General features: G+C 64.2%; 19 protein-coding genes and 1 tRNA gene. 11 read left to right on the forward strand and 9 right to left on the reverse strand.

The window, feature by feature from the left end; genetic code table 11:
• From EOA75_RS15330 to EOA75_RS15340, 3 genes are all read right to left on the reverse strand, one after another.
• Positions 1 to 78 (reverse strand): DUF1272 domain-containing protein (locus tag EOA75_RS15330; protein ID WP_127324594.1); only part of this gene is annotated, 78 nt, incomplete at its 3' end.
• 10 nt (positions 79 to 88) lie between these two features.
• Positions 89 to 391: an urease subunit gamma gene (locus EOA75_RS15335; protein WP_067323957.1), complete on the reverse strand. Its 303-nt coding sequence runs from the start codon at positions 389 to 391 to the stop codon at positions 89 to 91.
• Between the two features lie 37 nt (positions 392 to 428).
• A complete protein-coding gene (locus EOA75_RS15340; protein WP_164747397.1) occupies positions 429 to 1271 on the reverse strand; it encodes an urease accessory protein UreD in 843 nt (280 codons plus the stop codon).
• 197 nt (positions 1272 to 1468) lie between these two features.
• Here EOA75_RS15340 and EOA75_RS15345 point away from each other — a divergent pair, with 197 nt between their 5' ends.
• From EOA75_RS15345 to EOA75_RS15355, 3 genes are all read left to right on the forward strand, one after another.
• Entirely contained in the window at positions 1469 to 1723 is a 255-nt protein-coding gene (locus EOA75_RS15345) for an acyl carrier protein (protein ID WP_040975089.1), read from the forward strand.
• 4 nt (positions 1724 to 1727) lie between these two features.
• Positions 1728 to 2936, forward strand: coding sequence for a beta-ketoacyl-[acyl-carrier-protein] synthase family protein (locus tag EOA75_RS15350; RefSeq protein WP_127324584.1), 1209 nt, complete (start codon positions 1728 to 1730; stop codon positions 2934 to 2936).
• Positions 2937 to 3134: 198 nt separating this feature from the next.
• Complete coding sequence (locus tag EOA75_RS15355; protein WP_127324585.1) at positions 3135 to 3839, forward strand: glutathione binding-like protein; 705 nt, start codon at positions 3135 to 3137, stop codon at positions 3837 to 3839.
• Between the two features lie 6 nt (positions 3840 to 3845).
• Here the strand turns inward: EOA75_RS15355 and EOA75_RS15360 are convergent, their stop codons facing one another.
• The 3 genes from EOA75_RS15360 to EOA75_RS15370 all read right to left on the reverse strand — a co-directional run bounded on the left by EOA75_RS15360 (position 3846) and on the right by EOA75_RS15370 (position 6140).
• Complete coding sequence (locus EOA75_RS15360; protein WP_127324586.1) at positions 3846 to 4154, reverse strand: hypothetical protein; 309 nt, start codon at positions 4152 to 4154, stop codon at positions 3846 to 3848.
• A 144-nt stretch (positions 4155 to 4298) separates the two neighbouring features.
• Positions 4299 to 4910: a nucleoside triphosphate hydrolase gene (locus EOA75_RS15365; RefSeq protein WP_095799084.1), complete on the reverse strand. Its 612-nt coding sequence runs from the start codon at positions 4908 to 4910 to the stop codon at positions 4299 to 4301.
• Positions 4911 to 5033: 123 nt separating this feature from the next.
• Complete coding sequence (locus tag EOA75_RS15370) at positions 5034 to 6140, reverse strand: hypothetical protein (RefSeq protein WP_127324587.1); 1107 nt, start codon at positions 6138 to 6140, stop codon at positions 5034 to 5036.
• Positions 6141 to 6423: 283 nt separating this feature from the next.
• Here EOA75_RS15370 and EOA75_RS15375 point away from each other — a divergent pair, with 283 nt between their 5' ends.
• The 4 genes from EOA75_RS15375 (at position 6424) to EOA75_RS15390 (ending at position 9944) form a co-directional block, all read left to right on the forward strand.
• Complete coding sequence (locus EOA75_RS15375; protein WP_127324588.1) at positions 6424 to 7347, forward strand: D-alanyl-D-alanine carboxypeptidase family protein; 924 nt, start codon at positions 6424 to 6426, stop codon at positions 7345 to 7347.
• Positions 7348 to 7857: 510 nt separating this feature from the next.
• Positions 7858 to 8784 carry a DUF1003 domain-containing protein gene (locus EOA75_RS15380; protein WP_127324589.1) on the forward strand — a complete coding sequence of 309 codons (927 nt, stop codon included), beginning with the start codon at positions 7858 to 7860 and terminating at the stop codon, positions 8782 to 8784.
• Positions 8785 to 9350: 566 nt separating this feature from the next.
• Positions 9351 to 9716: a hypothetical protein gene (locus tag EOA75_RS15385; RefSeq protein WP_127324590.1), complete on the forward strand. Its 366-nt coding sequence runs from the start codon at positions 9351 to 9353 to the stop codon at positions 9714 to 9716.
• A gap of 151 nt (positions 9717 to 9867) precedes the next feature.
• Positions 9868 to 9944 (forward strand) — tRNA-Arg (locus EOA75_RS15390).
• Between the two features lie 91 nt (positions 9945 to 10035).
• Here EOA75_RS15390 and EOA75_RS15395 read toward each other — a convergent pair.
• On the reverse strand, positions 10036 to 10836 hold the full coding sequence (locus EOA75_RS15395; RefSeq protein WP_127324591.1) for a class I SAM-dependent methyltransferase: 801 nt from the start codon (positions 10834 to 10836) through the stop codon (positions 10036 to 10038).
• Positions 10837 to 10945: 109 nt separating this feature from the next.
• On the opposite strand from EOA75_RS15395, the gene EOA75_RS34035 reads away from it, so the two are divergent.
• Together EOA75_RS34035 and EOA75_RS15400 are read left to right on the forward strand one after the other, a co-directional pair.
• Positions 10946 to 11116 carry a hypothetical protein gene (locus EOA75_RS34035; RefSeq protein WP_164746699.1) on the forward strand — a complete coding sequence of 57 codons (171 nt, stop codon included), beginning with the start codon at positions 10946 to 10948 and terminating at the stop codon, positions 11114 to 11116.
• Positions 11101 to 11259, forward strand: coding sequence for a hypothetical protein (locus EOA75_RS15400; protein WP_164747395.1), 159 nt, complete (start codon positions 11101 to 11103; stop codon positions 11257 to 11259). The genes EOA75_RS34035 and EOA75_RS15400 overlap by 16 nt, the downstream gene beginning before the upstream one ends.
• A 56-nt stretch (positions 11260 to 11315) precedes the next feature.
• Here the strand turns inward: EOA75_RS15400 and EOA75_RS15405 are convergent, their stop codons facing one another.
• Both EOA75_RS15405 and EOA75_RS15410 read right to left on the reverse strand, forming a co-directional pair.
• Positions 11316 to 12401: a nitronate monooxygenase gene (locus EOA75_RS15405; protein WP_245466643.1), complete on the reverse strand. Its 1086-nt coding sequence runs from the start codon at positions 12399 to 12401 to the stop codon at positions 11316 to 11318.
• Positions 12402 to 12466: 65 nt separating this feature from the next.
• On the reverse strand, positions 12467 to 13582 hold the full coding sequence (locus EOA75_RS15410) for a LacI family DNA-binding transcriptional regulator (protein WP_164747396.1): 1116 nt from the start codon (positions 13580 to 13582) through the stop codon (positions 12467 to 12469).
• Between the two features lie 541 nt (positions 13583 to 14123).
• Here EOA75_RS15410 and EOA75_RS15415 point away from each other — a divergent pair.
• Positions 14124 to 15086 carry a sugar-binding protein gene (locus EOA75_RS15415; protein WP_127324593.1) on the forward strand — a complete coding sequence of 321 codons (963 nt, stop codon included), beginning with the start codon at positions 14124 to 14126 and terminating at the stop codon, positions 15084 to 15086.
• A gap of 121 nt (positions 15087 to 15207) precedes the next feature.
• A partial coding sequence (locus EOA75_RS15420) for an ATP-binding cassette domain-containing protein (protein ID WP_127324597.1) occupies positions 15208 to 15405 on the forward strand: 198 nt, incomplete at its 3' end.

The following is a 15405-nucleotide window of genomic DNA, read 5'->3' on the forward strand; positions in this document are numbered from 1 at the left end:
GGTGCAGATCAGCGCATCCGCCGCCTCCGGCGGCAGATCCTTGTCGCAGCATTCGCAATTGGGTCTGAGTTCCAGCATTGGATCCTCCTCACCGGATCGGTTCGTGCACGGTCACCAGCTTGGTGCCGTCGGGAAATGTCGCCTCGACCTGGACGTCGTGGATCATCTCGGCAATGCCGTCCATGACCTGGGCGCGCGTGACGACATGGGCGCCGGCCTCCATCAGCTCGGCCACCGAGCGGCCGTCGCGGGCGCCCTCGACGACGAAATCGGTGATCAGCGCGATCGCCTCGGGGTGGTTGAGCTTGACGCCGCGTTCCAGTCGTCTGCGCGCCACGATCGCCGCCATGGCGATCAGCAGCTTATCCTTTTCACGCGGCGTCAGGTTCATGCGTCTTCTCGGTACTCAAGATCAAAGTATTCGAAGGTCAAAGTGACCATAATTTGGGCAGGCCAGCCCGTCCGTTGAGCAGCTCGACGAGCGGAATCAGCCGCTTGCGGAGCTGGTAGCCGTCGCCGGCGGTGAGCCTCGCAAGAAGCTTGCCAGATTGCCCGACGCTCCAGAAACTGGCGCCACCCTGATCACCGATGATCGCGCGGGCAGGTTCCAGCAGGGTTTCCGCACGCGGGGAGACGAGAAGCATCGTTGCACTTGCAAGCGCGCCGCCGGTCACGGCCTGGCGCTGGAGGCCGGCCGCGATATCCGGGCCGATGCGAAAGTCCTCGGCGTGGATGAGCCTGCCACCCTGGCAAACCCGCCAGCGGTCATGGAAATTGCCCAGGACCGTCCGTTCGCCCATCGCAAGCCGGCCGAACAGCGTCGCCTCCAGGAGCAGCGCCTCGGCGCCGACCGCCAGCTCGACATGCAGCGCGCGGGCAAAGGCCGCGCGGTTGAAAACGATGGTTTCCTGCGGCAGCCAGGCAATGCTGCCGCCGGCGCCAACCGTGAGGCTGACCTTCGTATCGGCCCGGTCGGATGCGGCGCGATAGATCTTCTCGCAGGCCTGGGTGGTGATCGATGCCGAGGCGCCCTCGCCGACCTCGATCTCCCAGCCAAGCCGGTCGCCGCCGGTCAGCCCACCGGCCGTGTTGATCAGCACGGCCTCGAGCGGGTCGCCTTGCACCGCCGGCATGCGAATCTTCGCCGATCCGTCCTGATAGAGACGTTGAAGGCGGGTCCTGCCGCCGCTCTTGCCGCAGAAAAGCCTGCCTCGCCCGGCAACACGTTGCGCGGCAGGCAGCGAAATCAGGATATCGTCGATCGTGTCCACGGCGCCAACGTTAAGCACTCCACCGGCTTTGTCGATATATAGCTTGTTGCTTGACATCGTTTCGGTTTCTATAGAGGGAGCCACCTTGGAGCGGTCACGCGGATTCCTGGCGAGGTAAGGGGCGACGACGTTTGTGAATCCGGTGACACAGGGGCGCTGATCAGTTGGCGTCGGAAAACGACAGGGGAAGGAACCGAATGGCTGACCAGCTGACGACCGAAATCATCGAAAAGATCAAAGCGCATGCCGAACCTGGCGGCGAAGAAATCACGCCGAGCACGGATCTCAACACGCTGGGGATCCATTCGCTGGAGTTGACCGAGATCATCTTCGATCTCGAGGAGAAGTACGGCATCGAGATCGAGATGAACACGGTCGACGCCTGGAGTAACCTCAAGAACGTCGGCGACATGGTCGAGGCGGTTCGCGAACTGATCGCGAAAAAAGCCTGACTGCATGCTCAAGCGCGTCGTCATCACCGGCACTGGCGGAATATGCGGGCTCGGCACCGATGTGCCGGCGATCTGGGACGCCATGCGCGCCGGCCGCTCGGCAATCGGCCCGATCGACAATCCTTCGCTGCATGACCTGAAGGTCAAGGTCGGTTCCGAAATCAAGGCGTTGCCCGATCACGGCATCGACCGCAAGCAGGTGGTGTCGATGGACCGCTTCAGCCTGCTGGCGGTGATCGCCGCACGCGAAGCGATGCGGCAGTCCGGACTCGTCGCGCATACCGACAACACCTATCGGATGGGTGCCGTTGTCGGCGTCGGCGTCGCCGGCTTCGAGACGATCGAGGAAAATTACCGCGCGATCCTGATCGAGGGGCGCAACCGCGCCGCTATCTTCACCGTGCCGAAGGTTATGCCGGGCGCGGCCGCCGGCCAGGTCAGCATGAGTCTCGGCCTGCGCGGACCCGTGTTCGGCGTCACTTCGGCCTGCGCGTCGGCCAATCATGCCATCGCCTCGGCCGTCGACCAGATTCGGCTCGGCCGCGCCGACGTCATGGTCGCCGGCGGCACCGAGGCGCCGCTGGTCTGGGGCGTGCTCAAGGGCTGGGAGGCGCTGCGCGTGCTCTCGCCCGACACCTGCCGGCCGTTCTCTGCCGACCGCCAGGGCCTGTCGCTCGGCGAAGGCGCCGGTATGGCGGTGCTGGAAAGCTACGACCACGCAATGGCGCGCGGCGCCACTATCCTTGCCGAGATCGCCGGCGCGGGCCTCTCGGCCGATGCCTCCGACATCGTCGCGCCGACCGTCGAGGGACCGGAAGCGGCGATGCGCTTCTGCCTGGTGGATGCAGGGCTCAATCCCGAGGACGTCGACTATCTCAATGCGCATGGCACCGGCACCAAGGCCAACGACCAGATCGAGACCGCGGCGATCAAACGCGTCTTCGGCGAGCACGTGAGCGCACTCTCGGTCTCCTCGACCAAGTCGATGCATGCGCATTGCCTTGGCGCCTCGGGCGGGCTGGAGATGATCGCCTGCGTCATGGCGATCCGCGACGCCATCGTGCCGCCGACTGTCAATTTCCGCGAGCCAGACCCTGAATGCGATCTCGACGTGACGCCGAATGTGGCGCGCGAGCGCAAGGTGCGCGCAGCGCTGAGCAACAGTTTTGCCTTCGGCGGCACCAATGCCGTGCTGGCCTTCAAGGCGATCTGAGACGGGCGATCTGAGACGGGCGACCCGGCACGGGCTTTCGCCGGCGCCGGACGCGTTCTCATCCTTGCGGGTGCTTTGGTTGACTGACCGTGCACGGCAGGTCGATTGGCGGCCATATTGATCCCAGAGGGCCGGGGTCCTAAGTCTTGCCCACCCGCCACGCGCGCCGCCACGCGCCCATCCGCATCCGGAGCCCCGATGACCGACCTGTCCGCCTTTCCGATCGCCAAGCGCTGGCCGGCCAAGCATCCCGATCGCCTGCAGCTCTATGCATGGCCGACGCCCAACGGCGTGAAGATTTCGATCGCGCTGGAGGAGATCGGCCTGGCTTATGAGCCGCATCCGGTCGACATCGGCAAGAACGAGAGCTGGACGCCGGAATTCCTGTCGCTCAACCCGAACGGCAAGATACCGGCGATCATCGATCCGAACGGGCCCGGCGGCAAGCCGATCGGGCTGTTCGAATCCGGCGCCATCCTGCTCTACCTCAGCGACAAGACCGGCAAGCTGATCCCGGCCGATCCCATCCGCCGCTACGAGACGATCCAGTGGGTGTTCTTCCAGATGGCCGCGATCGGCCCGATCTTCGGACAGGTCGGCTTCTTCAACAAATTCGCCGGGCGCGAGATCGCCGACAAGCGCCCGCTGGAGCGGTATCGCGACGAGTCGCGGCGCCTCATCGGCGTCCTGGAAACGCGGCTCAAGGGCCGGCAATGGATCATGGATGACGAGTTCACCATCGCCGACGTCGCGACGCTGGGCTGGGTGCGCAATCTGATCGGCTTCTACGAAGCGCGCGATCTGGTCGGCTTCGACGATTTCCCCGGTGTCGCGGCATGGCTGGAGCGCGGCCTCGCACGGCCCGCCGTGCAGAGGGGCCTGACCATCCCGGCCAGGGGCTGAGTCGCTCTATTTGGGCTTGGCTTTGGCGCCGCCCCGGCCGAGCACCGATGCCGCAAGCCGCGCGGTGGCCACCACCGCGCCGGTCGCGACGCTTGCCACAGTGCGGATCGGCCCCGACCTTGCCGCCGGCTTATGAGGCTTCGCGGCCTTCGCGGGAGCCTTGTGCGCCGTGCCGGGCACGACCTTCTTGGGCGCCGCCTTGCCGAAGCTTGGCTTGGCGTCCTTGGAGCGCTCGGCGGTCGCCGGAGCGGCACCAGCTCTGGGTTGATTGGCTCTGCTTCTTGCAGGCGCGGGTTTTCTGGTCTTGGTTGCCATAAGACGGTTTCCTGTTATTCGCGCAATTCCGGAAACCGTTACACACTTTCCTGGAATCGCGTCAGTGCCGGACAATTCGGGTCATGGAGATAACGACCTGTAAATCTTAAGGTTCCCGCCCGAAAATGGTGAAAATTGAGCAGGTTAACCAATCACCAGGTCGGCCTCCCTGCGGCGCGCCAGCACGCGCTCGATATTGGGCATGTCGTTGGAGGCGATCCAGGCGCGGGCGTCCTCGTCGGACTTGCCATGGCCGCGCCAGCGCTCCATCAGCCGGCGCTCGAGCTCGTCGCGCGGGACATCGACGAAAATGGTGAAATCGAACAGCTCTGCCAGCCGCGACCACGGCTCCTCGTCGAGCAGCAGATAGTTGCCCTCGACCAGGATGAACTTGGTGTCGGCGGATATGATCTCGGCGGCGGCGCGCGAGAGTTCGATGGTGCGGTCGAAGACCGGAATGGCAATGTCCGGCTCGCCGGAGCGGATCCGCTTCAAAAGCGTCTCGAAGCCGGCAAAATCGAAGGTTTCCGGCGCCCCTTTTCGCGCGCGCAGGCCGCGCCGGTTGAGCACGATGTCGTCATAGTGGAAGCCGTCCATCGGCACGACTTCGGACGTGCCCTCCGGCAGCAATTCATGCAGCCTGCCCGATATGGTCGACTTGCCGGCTCCCGGCGGGCCGGCAATGGCAACGACGAAACGCTTGGCCTTGCCGGCGCGCTTGAAGATGGCGGCAGTGATATGGGCTAAGTCAGACATCAGCGCCTCTTTGCTAGCGACTCCGGCCGCATCTTGGCGGCACCGGGGAGAAATTTCAAACGGTTATAAGGCTCTGCCGCGCGCCCTTGAGATCGGTCGGCATCCTCTGGCGGAGCAAGGGTTTCAGGCGGGTACGGAACGGCTGATGCGCAGGAAGTCGCCGTCGAACGGTATCTCCTTCGCTGAGCCATTCTGGGCAAGGATGCGCAGTCGATCGGTCGCTTGTTCCAGGCCGCTTGGCGGTTCGACGTCGGCTGCCGGAACCGCGCCGATGACGTGGCGGAAGGAGACGCTGCGCCCTTCGGCAAGCGCGAAGGCCGTCGCCACGCCTTCATGCTTCAGCCAGTTGTCGCCGAGCGAGGCGGCGTGGCCGACCGCGGCGCGGCCGTCCTCGATGCCAAGCACGCCGACATGGCGGCCGCTCCAGGGCGCATAGTCGCGCCCGCCATTGCTGAACCACAGCATGGTGACCGGCAGCTCGGCCGGGTTCTTCAGCACCAGCACCAGATCCTGCTCGGCGCGGCGGGCGAGCGCCGTCCAGCCCGGCCCGCCATGATCGGCCTCGACCAGGGTGATGAAATCCTCGCGCCGGTCTTCCATGCGGTAGTCGGCGAGATCGGCGGTGCCGCCGGCCGCGAGCGGGAAACGGGGTAGGTCGGTGGCGCGGGCGGGATAGGCCAGACGAAACCGGCCGCGCGCCGGATCGGGCTCCAGAGGGGTCTCAGGCGTGACCGCCAGACGTTTCGGCGAGAAGGCGAGCCGGCCGCCGTCCTGCATCGCCGTCATCGGATGGTGGGCGACGGAAATGGCGCCGGAACCGCCGGAGAAGATGTGTTCCTGGTAGAGGAAGGGATGGTTGTCGCGGAGCGTGAAGACCTTGTCGACGGAAGCACCCATCACCTTGCGGCGCAAGCGGAAGACGGCGCGCCAGCCGCCGGCGATGGCACTGCTTTCGACGACATCCCACTCGCTGTTGGCCGTCCAACCGTGGAGGGGAGCAGCTTCGACATCGCTGGTGGAGAACGGCGCGCAGAGGAAGTCGCCGGACAGGCGCACCGTGCCTTCGGGGAGGTTTTGCGGCAACGTCGCGCGCGGCGAGCCGACCCAGGGCGCGCGGTGCAGCGGTTTTAGGCGGCGGCCATCGGCCTCGATTTCCAGGGCGGCGATGTGGCCGACGGCGAGATCGAGGGAGACCGAGATGCCTTTTGCGTTGATGCTGAGGGTGTCCATTGCCAAACCTCGAATCTTCGGTGACAACAAAGCCTGACCGGCGGCAGCGGCGCAAGCAGGGCGATAGGCATTTTGCATCAGGCGAATGCCACCAATTGTCGAACTCGGCGCTGCCGACCTTGAAGGCAATTCAACCTCCTGCAAACCGCCAAAAGCTGGGCAAATGCCTCATTCCCGCCGTTAACCAGTTGGACGGAGCGGATGCGGTACGCTAGCTTCGCCGCATCTCAGCAACCGTTTTTGAACAATCTTGTCCACTCCGCTTTCGCTCCTCCAGAAATTGATGACCGCGCTGGTGCTGCTGCTCCTCATTGCCGGCTGCACCACCGCCGCGCCGCCGGAAACCGTGCTAGCCGTGCCGGCGCAGCCGCAGAAATATGCCGCGATCGTGGTCGACGCTTCGACCGGCAAGACGCTGTTCGAGGTCAATTCGACGGCGCAGCGCTATCCCGCGTCGCTGACCAAGATGATGACGCTCTACATGCTGTTCGAGGCGCTGGAGAGCGGCCGGGTGAGCAAGGAAACGCAGATCCCGGTATCCAACCACGCCGCCTCGCAGCCGCCGACGAAGCTGCGCTTCAGGCGCGGCGAGACGATCGACGTCGATTCCGCCATCCGCGCCATGGTGGTGAAGTCGGCGAACGACGTGGCGGTGGCGGTGGGCGAATATCTCGGCGGCGGCAGCGAGGATGAGTTCGCCGCCATGATGACCGCCAAGGCGCGCCAGCTCGGCATGACCAGCACCAATTTCCGCAACGCCTGCGGCCTGCCCGACGACGGCCAGGTGACGACGGCGCGCGACATGGCGGTGCTGGGCATCGCGCTCCAGCGCCGCTTCCCGCAGCATTTCCACTATTTCTCCGAAAGCGATTTCATGTTCCGCGGCCGGCTGGTGCGCGGCCATAACGACATGCTGGGACGGGTGCGCGGCGTCGACGGCATCAAGACCGGCTATATCCGCGCTTCCGGCTACAACATCGTCACCTCCTACAATGCCGACGGCAGGCATCTGATCGTGGTGGTGATGGGCGCCCAAAGCGCGCGCCAGCGCAACGACCATGTCGAGGCGCTGATCCAGCGCAGCTTGTCGCCGATGAGCGCCGATGCCCAGACGCGGCTGATGTATGCCGGCCAGCAGCCGGCCGCTTCGGCACTTCCGGGTTTGCCCACGCCAAGTTCGTCGCTGCCCGGTTTGCCGGCGCAGTAGCGAAGCCCGAGTGGCGGCGCTTGTTCAAGCGACCGCCTTGGCCCTGATGCGGTTTGGCGGGGCGGCCGCCCACAGGGCCAGGATAGGCCAGCCGGCGGTGACCATTGGCGCCAGTGAGGCAGGATTAATGCTTTCGACGGTGGCGCTGCCCCTCACCTGCCTGCCGGCATCCTCTCCCCGTAAGTGACGGGGAGACAGGCGCTCTCATCGCCGGTTTCGCCAATCTCCAGCGTTGCAGGCGCCGAGCTTGCGGCCAGCCTCTTCTCGCCGTCGCATACGGGAGAAGGTGCCGGCAGGCGGATGAGGGGCGGCGCTGCCCCCAGAGATTTGCTGTTGCTCAGCAAGCCCTTTCAACCAAATCTCCCTGAATTGGATCTATGTCCTGTGCGCGCCGAAAGCGCATCCATCCATCACAACAACTTGTTCGGTCACACCAGCTCCACAGTCGCGATGGATATGCCGCGCCGGCTCGGCGTATCGTATCGAAGCCCGAGAAGAGGAGCACTGAGCATGGCCGGCGACCCAAAGGCATCCGCGCAGACAATAGCCGACAACGAAAACGACTCGGGCGGCGAATACCTCGAGGCGGCCACCGTGCCGGAAGATCAGCATGAGGCGGCGGACGAGATCCTCGAAGCGCCGGAGGTGCCGGATTCGGAGCCGCACCTGCCCGGCGCGGCGCGTGCAAAGCCCAAGAAAAAACCGTCGGCGATCAGCGGCCGGAAGTTCCGCAAGCGCGACCTGGTGCGCGTCGACGACCTGAGGCCGAGCCTCGCCGACCGCATCCGCTCCGACCATCCCGACCTGCCGCGCGGCGCCCGCATCAGCCGCGAGGAGCTCGCCCGCTACCGCATGCGCTACATGGAGGAATTGCTGCAGCAGGAGCACGGCGAATTCTCCGAGCTCGACCGCCAGGTGGTGGAATCGATCGCCAGACAGGACACGATCTCGGAGAACTCGGAAGAAGAGTTCGAGGAGCGCCGCTCCTTCGCCGACCGCGTCTCGGACGACATGGCGGCCTTCGGCGGCAGCTGGTGGTTCCTGATCTCGTTCGCGGCGGTGCTTCTGATCTGGATCGGCCTCAACCTCTTCGAGGGCGCGTCCGCCGCCTTCGACCCCTACCCATTCATCCTGCTCAACCTCTTGCTCTCCTGCATCGCCGCCATCCAGGCGCCGATCATCATGATGAGCCAGAAGCGACAGGAAGCGAAGGACCGGCTGCGCTCCTTCAATGACTACCGGGTGAACCTCAAGGCCGAGCTCGAAGTGCGGCACCTGCACGAAAAGCTCGACTACCTGATCTCGCGCCAATGGCAGCGCCTGGCCGAAATGCAGCAGATGCAGCTTGATGCCATGCACGAGCTGACCGCGAAGAAGCAGAAGCGGGCGACGCGCGGGGTGCAGCGGAGGGTGGCGAAGAGCGAGTCGGAGGGGTGATCTGCCGTTAGATCATCGCTGGATGTTGGAAGGCGGGGGTTGTAGAAATAGGGCAGCAACACTTCTCTCCCGATTTACATGTAGTTGAAGATGCGCGATAACTTCCCTCCTCCCGTAGGCTCCCCTAGCTATTGTATAGGCCGATGATTTCTCAACCGATTGCGCATCGTAAACTTCGAGCAGCTATAACAGGGGCAGCGTTTCTGGCTATTTTCCTCAGAGTCGTATTTCCTACGCTTTTTGAGCGCATAGATTCTGTTAGCGTTGCGCTCCTCCTTGCAGCTGTAGTTCCGTGGCTAGCGCCTATAGTTTCAAAGATATCTATCCCTGGGTTGATAGAGACGGAGCTCAGAGAACTTAAACAAGAATTTCAAGAAACTAAGGATGAGGCCGCCTCTGCTTCCAAGATAGCGATCCGATCGCAAGATATTGCTCTGCTCTCCGGAAGCGATGCGGCCCATACTGAAAATCGGAAAACTGCGACGCCGGAACGCATAACTGAATTAGGAAAGTCCTATACTGAGACACGGAGGGTTATGCCCAGTGGACCAGCACGGACCGCGACCATGGACCAACTCTTCAGTGAGATGCTGCAAGAAGTCGGCAGACTGGGGAAAAATTGGACAGAGCACAGCTCAGCACTGAGAAGCGCCGATCCCGGTCAACAGCTGGGAGCAATTGCGTATGTTTTCAAATTTCCGGATACGTCTAAGATAGGCGAATTGATTGATGTTGTGGAGAATACGACTCAGCCGTTCGTCCAATACTGGGGTTTGCGAGCGATTCAGCGAGCTGTGGACGAAGGCGCGGAATATAGCATAAGCGATTTGGAACGGCTCCGGCGGGTTGGGGCGATATTCGGTTCGGGCACCGATCGGTACTTGCTAGCAAATTCGATTGTACGGACTTTAGATCAGAAACGTAGAAGCTGAACCCATTAAGCCAACTTGCCACACTGGCGAGCGTAGCTGCCTGTAGGTTGGTAACGCCATTTCATTTCAACGTTGAAGCCGGCACGCGCTTCCGCTAAGAAGCCGTGGCTGGCCGGCTCACCGGCCGGTTCGTTTTCCGGGTTCCCGGGAAGCACCCGTAGCTCAGCTGGATAGAGCGCTGCCCTCCGAAGGCAGAGGTCACAAGTTCGAATCTTGTCGGGTGCGCCATCTATCGGCACCGCAGGCTGCCGGCACTGGCCGGCTAGGCGACCGCAGTTCCCGCGACGCCGTCCGCGCGCAGCTCAGATGGCGCTGAAGGTCAGCGCACGATGCCGCGGCAGGCCCAGGCGACGTTGGCGAAAGACCTCGGCCCATCGGCACCACCGGCCTCATAGGCATCGCGTACTGCAGCCTCCGTGCGGGTCCGCTCGGCTGCGTCGAGCGTGGTCATATATTTGCCGAGCGGGCCTTCGCCGGCGGCAATCGGCGCCCAGTAGTCGTCGAAATTCTGGTAATCCATGCGGATCATCAGCTCGGTTTCGGTGACGTCGGTCAGGCCCTGTTCGACAAAGGTCCGCTTCATTTCGCCGGGCTGCATCATCGGCTGGAAACAGTAGCGATTGCGCATCTGGCGGCCGCTTTCGCTGAGCGCGGCAACGGTGTCGATCATCATGCGCATGGCCGGCATGCCGCCGAGGTGATCCCACACCACGGCCGCGACCACGCCGCCAGGCCGCGTTACGCGGCGCATCTCGGCCACCGCCTTGCCGGTCTCCGGCACGAAGTGAAGGACCAGCAGCGCCAGCGCACGGTCGAACACATTGTCCTCGAAAGGCAGCGCCGTGGCGTCCGCCTGCTCAATAGTGATGCGCGGATCGGTGTTCCTCTCCTTGGCCGCCGCGACGAAGACGGCTGAGAAGTCGATGGCCTGGATTTCGGCGAGATCGCGCGACTTCGCCAGTTCGAAGGTCAGGCTGCCGGTGCCGCAGCCGACGTCGAGGATCTTCTCGCCGCCGGCCAGGCCGACGAAGTCGATGAACTTGGGCGCGAGCCTGCGGCTCCAGCGGCCCATGAGCTGCTCATAGCCGGATGCCGCGTGAACGGTGAAGCTTGATGTCATCCCGCCCTCCCTTGCTGGTTTCAGCCTAGACCCACGCAGGGACCATGCCAAGCAACGAAACCAGCCGATCGTCCCGCGATCGCACAGGTGGCGTTGGCAGGAGCATACGATGCCGAGACCGAGCGCCAGTCCGCTCTATCGCAACCAGATTGCCGCCGAGCGAGCCCGGATCGCCGAGATGAACGCGCTGGTGAGGGCCTTCCTGTTCCGCCGCCGAATCCAGTCATGGCCCGGCTTTTCGCCGCCGCAAGCGAGGATGCCGCCGTGTTCCGCGGCGTGATCGGATCGCCATGTGCGTTTCGCAGCCGCAGATTACCCAGACCGCATATCGCGGCAAAACTGGCCGAGCTGGGCGGTCGCCCGTTGCCGCCGAATGCCGGCATCATCGATCGCGACCCGATGGCATGCCTGCCTGCCGGCTGATCTTGTCGCAGTCCGGATTGGAACTTGTCTGGGACGTCAACGAGCGGAGACTTCGCTTACGCAGGCGTCGTTTTGCCGGTCGAAAGCGCTTCGAACACCTCGCCGGTTTCGGCCACGAGCGTCTGCATCAATTCGCCCGCAGGAAGCTCCCGGTTCAAGGCGGCCGCCTGCCCATAGAGATGAAAGGCGAAATCTCCTTTTGCACCGGCCTCGCCGAGCGGAGCGCTGAGCGCAACCATTTGCGGGAAGTCGGGGAGGCGCGCCCGGTTCACGTCCATCTCCAAGGCGAAGCGGGTGCGTCTTGCCCGCGCCGCGCGGCCGGTGAAGGCATCGGTGACCATCGTGTCCATGTCCGTGGCGGCGCGGATCAGGGCTTGGCGCGGTCCGTCGGTGCCGGCCTCGTCGCAAGACAGGAAGCCGGTGCCGATCTGCACGCCGCTGGCACCAAGCGCGAAGGCGGCCGCTATGCCGCGGCCGTCGGCTATGCCTCCGGCGGCAATGACCGGCAGGTTGACGGCATCCACGACCTGGGGAACCAGCGCCAACGTTCCCACGCCGTCACCGGGACGGTTGGGAGCGTGCGATCCCCGGTGGCCACCTGCCTCCCAGCCCTGAGCTATGACCGCGTCGGCTCCGCCGTCGGCGAGTTGGCGCGCCTCGGCGACATTCGTCGCGGTGCTGATAACCACGATCCCCGACTGCTTCAACTTGGCGACCGCGGCCGCGTCCGGAATGCCGAAATGGAAGCTGACGACCGGTGGCCGGATCTCGAGCAGCAGTTCAAGCTTTTCTTCGTCGAAACCCGGTCCGATCGGCGGAAGCCTCCGCGAGGGTTCGTCGAGCGACAGCTCCTCGTAATAGGGCCGCAACCTGTCGATGACCTGGGTCAGTACGGCGTCGCTGGTGTCCGGTCTGGGAAAAACAAAGAAATTGAGGTTGAAAGGACGCTCGGTCGAGGCGCGCAGCTGGCGCGCAGCGGTGCGCAAGCCGTCCGGCAGCATCGATGCGCAGCCGAGCGATCCCAGCCCGCCGGCGTTGCTCACCGCGGCGGCGAGTTCCGGAGTCGCCGAGCCGGCCATCGGAGCCTGGATGATCGGATGTTCGATCTTTAGGAGATCGCATAAACGACGGTTCGGCCACACGAGCGTTTTTCCTGTGTCGGGAAAGGAACACGCGCAGTCCATCATAGGCCTGGATCAAGACGGGGTCACCGGAATTGTGCGAGGCACGCTCCCACGCTCTCCCGCTCCACCAAGGGGCATTCAAGCTTGGTGATGGGATAGCGGCCGCGGCCGGGCGTCGGCGGTGCATCCAATTGCTCGATCGCCCATTGGCCCATCGCCAGATGCGGCAGGATCGATGTGGTCAGCGGCGGGAAGAGGGGGCGGGCGATCTCCTCGTCGTCATAGCCGATCACGGAAATGTCGCCGGGGATATGCAGGCCCGCCTCCTTCAGCGCTTCGTAACAGCCGATTGCCGTGCGGTCGTTCTGGCAGAAGATGGCGGTCGGGCGGTCCTTCAGCGCAAGCAGCTTCACCGTCGCGGCATAACCGGCGCTGGCCGACCAGTCGCCCTCCACCACCAGGTCCGGATCGAAGGGGATGTCGGCGGTGGCCAAAGCGCGGCGATAGCCCTTCAGCCGATCCTGCGCCGCCTGCATCCACGGCTCGCCGGTGATGGTGGCGATGCGGCGGTGGCCGCGGCTGATCAGATGCCGGGTGGAGCTCTGGCCGCCGGCGATCTCGGAAGGCACCACGGCCGGGAAGGCATAATCGGCGGTGTAGCAGTTGAGCAGGATGACCGGAATGTCGAGGCTGTAGAGGAACTCGGGCGCGGTGATCTCGCGGGTGAAGATGGTCATGTAGATCAGCGCCGAGAGGCCGCGCCGGGTGAGCGCCTGGATGGCACGCGGCTCCATGACGGCGTCACCCATGGTCTGCGCCACCAAGAGCACGTTGCCGGCAATCCACGAGGCCTGGCGCGCGCCCTCGATGGCCACAACCGCCTCGGGGCTGGTGGCGAGCTGGTCGACGGCAAAGCCGATGACGCCATCCAGCCCTTCGAAGGGCGTGACGGGCGGACGCAACGCTGAAAAGACCGGCGGCGAATAGCCCAGCGCTCTAGCTGCCTCGATCACGCGGTCGCGCGTCTGCTGCGACAGCCTGATGCCCGGCGAATTGTTGAGCACGAAAGAGACCGTCGCCTGCGAGCAGCCGGCGGCTCTCGCTATATCGGTCATGGTGACCCGGCCCTTGGGCTTGGCCGATGGCTTGCGGCGTCTGGACGTTTGCCGTGGATCGCGCAGTTGCGTCGATTCGCTCATGGTCGTTCCCAAACCTGCCGGGCTGTTCCGCAAAGCCCGCCACCGAGCGGGTATGCTTATAACTATTATCACTAAAAAGGGCGTTGGCACCAGCCACGGCACGCGGCGACAAAATGGCCAAAAAGGTCAGCCAGCTGTCAGTTTTCCCGAGTTTTGCCGACCCGACCAGCGCAAATCCTGCTTCCGCCGGCGCCCACCGCGGCACCCGGTTCGCCGTGGCTGGGGCGCCGGTCCGATCCCGCGACTAATACTATTTACTAATATCGGTAAGCGATCTACTGTCAACGCGTGGCCGGGCGAGCCGCGGCGACGGCATCTGGGAGGAGCGCAGGTTCGCTGCCCGGCAATTTGCCGGAAGAGGGCTGCCCTCATCCTCACGAAAATGTCAGACAAATCGGACTATTTACGAACGTCAAATCTGTGTCTAGTGTTTCGGTCGCGGCTGGATCGGCCCCGGACTTAGGTGCCAGACCCTTGAGGAGGAGGGCGTCCAGGCCGCAGCCGAGACAGCAGCGATGAGTTTCAAAAGGGAGGTTGAAGCATGAAATCCATGATACGCAACGCGTCCGTCGCCGCGGCGGCATTGGCTATTGGCCTGACGGCCAGCGCAGCCGTGCGCGCCGACGACAAGCCGACGCTGGCCTTCGTCGTCAACGGCGCGTCAGACTTCTGGAAGGCGGCGGAAGCCGGCGTGAAGAAGGCGCAGGGCGAACTGCCCGACTACAATCTCGAGCTGAAATATCCCGAGCAGTCGTCGGTCGCCATCCAGCAGCGGCTGATGGACGACCTGGTGACGGCCGGCGTGAAGGGCATCATGGTGTCGGCAGTCGACCCCAAGACCTCGACCGACGGGCTGAACAAGATCGCGTCCCAGACCGCTCTGTTCACCACCGATAGCGACGCCCCGCAGACCAAGCGCGTCGCTTATATCGGCTCGTCCAACGTCGATGCCGGCAAGCAGGCGGCCGAGATCGCCAAGAAGGCGATGCCGAACGGCGGCAAGTGCCTGGGCTTCGTCGGCCTGCTCGGCGCCGACAATGCCAAGGAGCGCATCGAGGGCATGAAGGAGGGGCTTGCCGGCAGCAAGATCGAGCTGGTGGACGTGCGGGGCGACGACATCGACCAGGCACGGGCCAAGAAGAATGTCGAGGACGCGCTGGTCGCCAGCCCCGACATCACCTGCATGGTCGGCTTCTACTCATACAATACGCCGCGCATCTATGAGGCGCTTCGCGACGCCGGCAAGCTCGGCCAGATCACCGTCGTCGGCTTCGACGACGATCCGATCACGCTGGGCGGCGTCAAGGAAGGCACGGTGGCCGCGACCGTGGTGCAGCAGCCCTTCGAATGGGCCTATCAGGGCATGAAGCTGATGGCCGCCTACCTCAAGGGCGACAAGTCGGGCATTCCGGCCAACAGCCTGATCATCGTGCCGACCAAGATCATCGGCAAGGACGATGTCGACGCCTATGCCGCCAACCTGAAGGCGATGGCCGGCAAGTAATCGATGCACAGTTGCGCCGGCCCAAGCTTCGCCTTGAGCCGGCGTCCGTATTGACGGGCCGCATGCGGCCCGTCAGTCTGCAGCCCACCGGCTGCCGATAAGCGCGATGAACAATGGCGTGATGAACTATTCCGACCCATCCATCGTCCAGTCCGCTCCGTTCCTGAGCCTCGCGGCCGTGCGCAAGACCTATCCCGGCGTCGTGGCGCTGGACGGGTTCTCGATGGAGGTCAGGCCGGGCGAGGTGATCGGGCTGGTCGGCGAAAACGGCGCCGGCAAATCGACATTGATGAAGATCCTCGGCGGCGTGACGCGGCCG

Origin of the sequence: Mesorhizobium sp. M1A.F.Ca.IN.022.07.1.1 (assembly GCF_003997575.1) — a bacterium.
Taxonomy (GTDB): Bacteria; Pseudomonadota; Alphaproteobacteria; order Rhizobiales; family Rhizobiaceae; genus Mesorhizobium.

What these genes read in the sequence shown, in the direction of transcription:
- EOA75_RS15335 (WP_067323957.1), bottom strand. Translation starts at nt 391, where the DNA reads ATGAACCTGACGCCGCGTGAAAAGGATAAGCTGCTGATCGCCATGGCG.
- EOA75_RS15380 (WP_127324589.1), top strand. Translation starts at nt 7,858, where the DNA reads ATGGCCGGCGACCCAAAGGCATCCGCGCAGACAATAGCCGACAACGAA.
- EOA75_RS34035 (WP_164746699.1), top strand. Translation starts at nt 10,946, where the DNA reads ATGCCGAGACCGAGCGCCAGTCCGCTCTATCGCAACCAGATTGCCGCC.
- EOA75_RS15365 (WP_095799084.1), bottom strand. Translation starts at nt 4,910, where the DNA reads ATGTCTGACTTAGCCCATATCACTGCCGCCATCTTCAAGCGCGCCGGC.
- EOA75_RS15410 (WP_164747396.1), bottom strand. Translation starts at nt 13,582, where the DNA reads ATGAGCGAATCGACGCAACTGCGCGATCCACGGCAAACGTCCAGACGC.
- EOA75_RS15375 (WP_127324588.1), top strand. Translation starts at nt 6,424, where the DNA reads ATGACCGCGCTGGTGCTGCTGCTCCTCATTGCCGGCTGCACCACCGCC.
- EOA75_RS15345 (WP_040975089.1), top strand. Translation starts at nt 1,469, where the DNA reads ATGGCTGACCAGCTGACGACCGAAATCATCGAAAAGATCAAAGCGCAT.
- EOA75_RS15355 (WP_127324585.1), top strand. Translation starts at nt 3,135, where the DNA reads ATGACCGACCTGTCCGCCTTTCCGATCGCCAAGCGCTGGCCGGCCAAG.
- EOA75_RS15395 (WP_127324591.1), bottom strand. Translation starts at nt 10,836, where the DNA reads ATGACATCAAGCTTCACCGTTCACGCGGCATCCGGCTATGAGCAGCTC.
- EOA75_RS15360 (WP_127324586.1), bottom strand. Translation starts at nt 4,154, where the DNA reads ATGGCAACCAAGACCAGAAAACCCGCGCCTGCAAGAAGCAGAGCCAAT.
- EOA75_RS15385 (WP_127324590.1), top strand. Translation starts at nt 9,351, where the DNA reads ATGGACCAACTCTTCAGTGAGATGCTGCAAGAAGTCGGCAGACTGGGG.
- EOA75_RS15350 (WP_127324584.1), top strand. Translation starts at nt 1,728, where the DNA reads ATGCTCAAGCGCGTCGTCATCACCGGCACTGGCGGAATATGCGGGCTC.
- EOA75_RS15370 (WP_127324587.1), bottom strand. Translation starts at nt 6,140, where the DNA reads ATGGACACCCTCAGCATCAACGCAAAAGGCATCTCGGTCTCCCTCGAT.
- EOA75_RS15415 (WP_127324593.1), top strand. Translation starts at nt 14,124, where the DNA reads ATGAAATCCATGATACGCAACGCGTCCGTCGCCGCGGCGGCATTGGCT.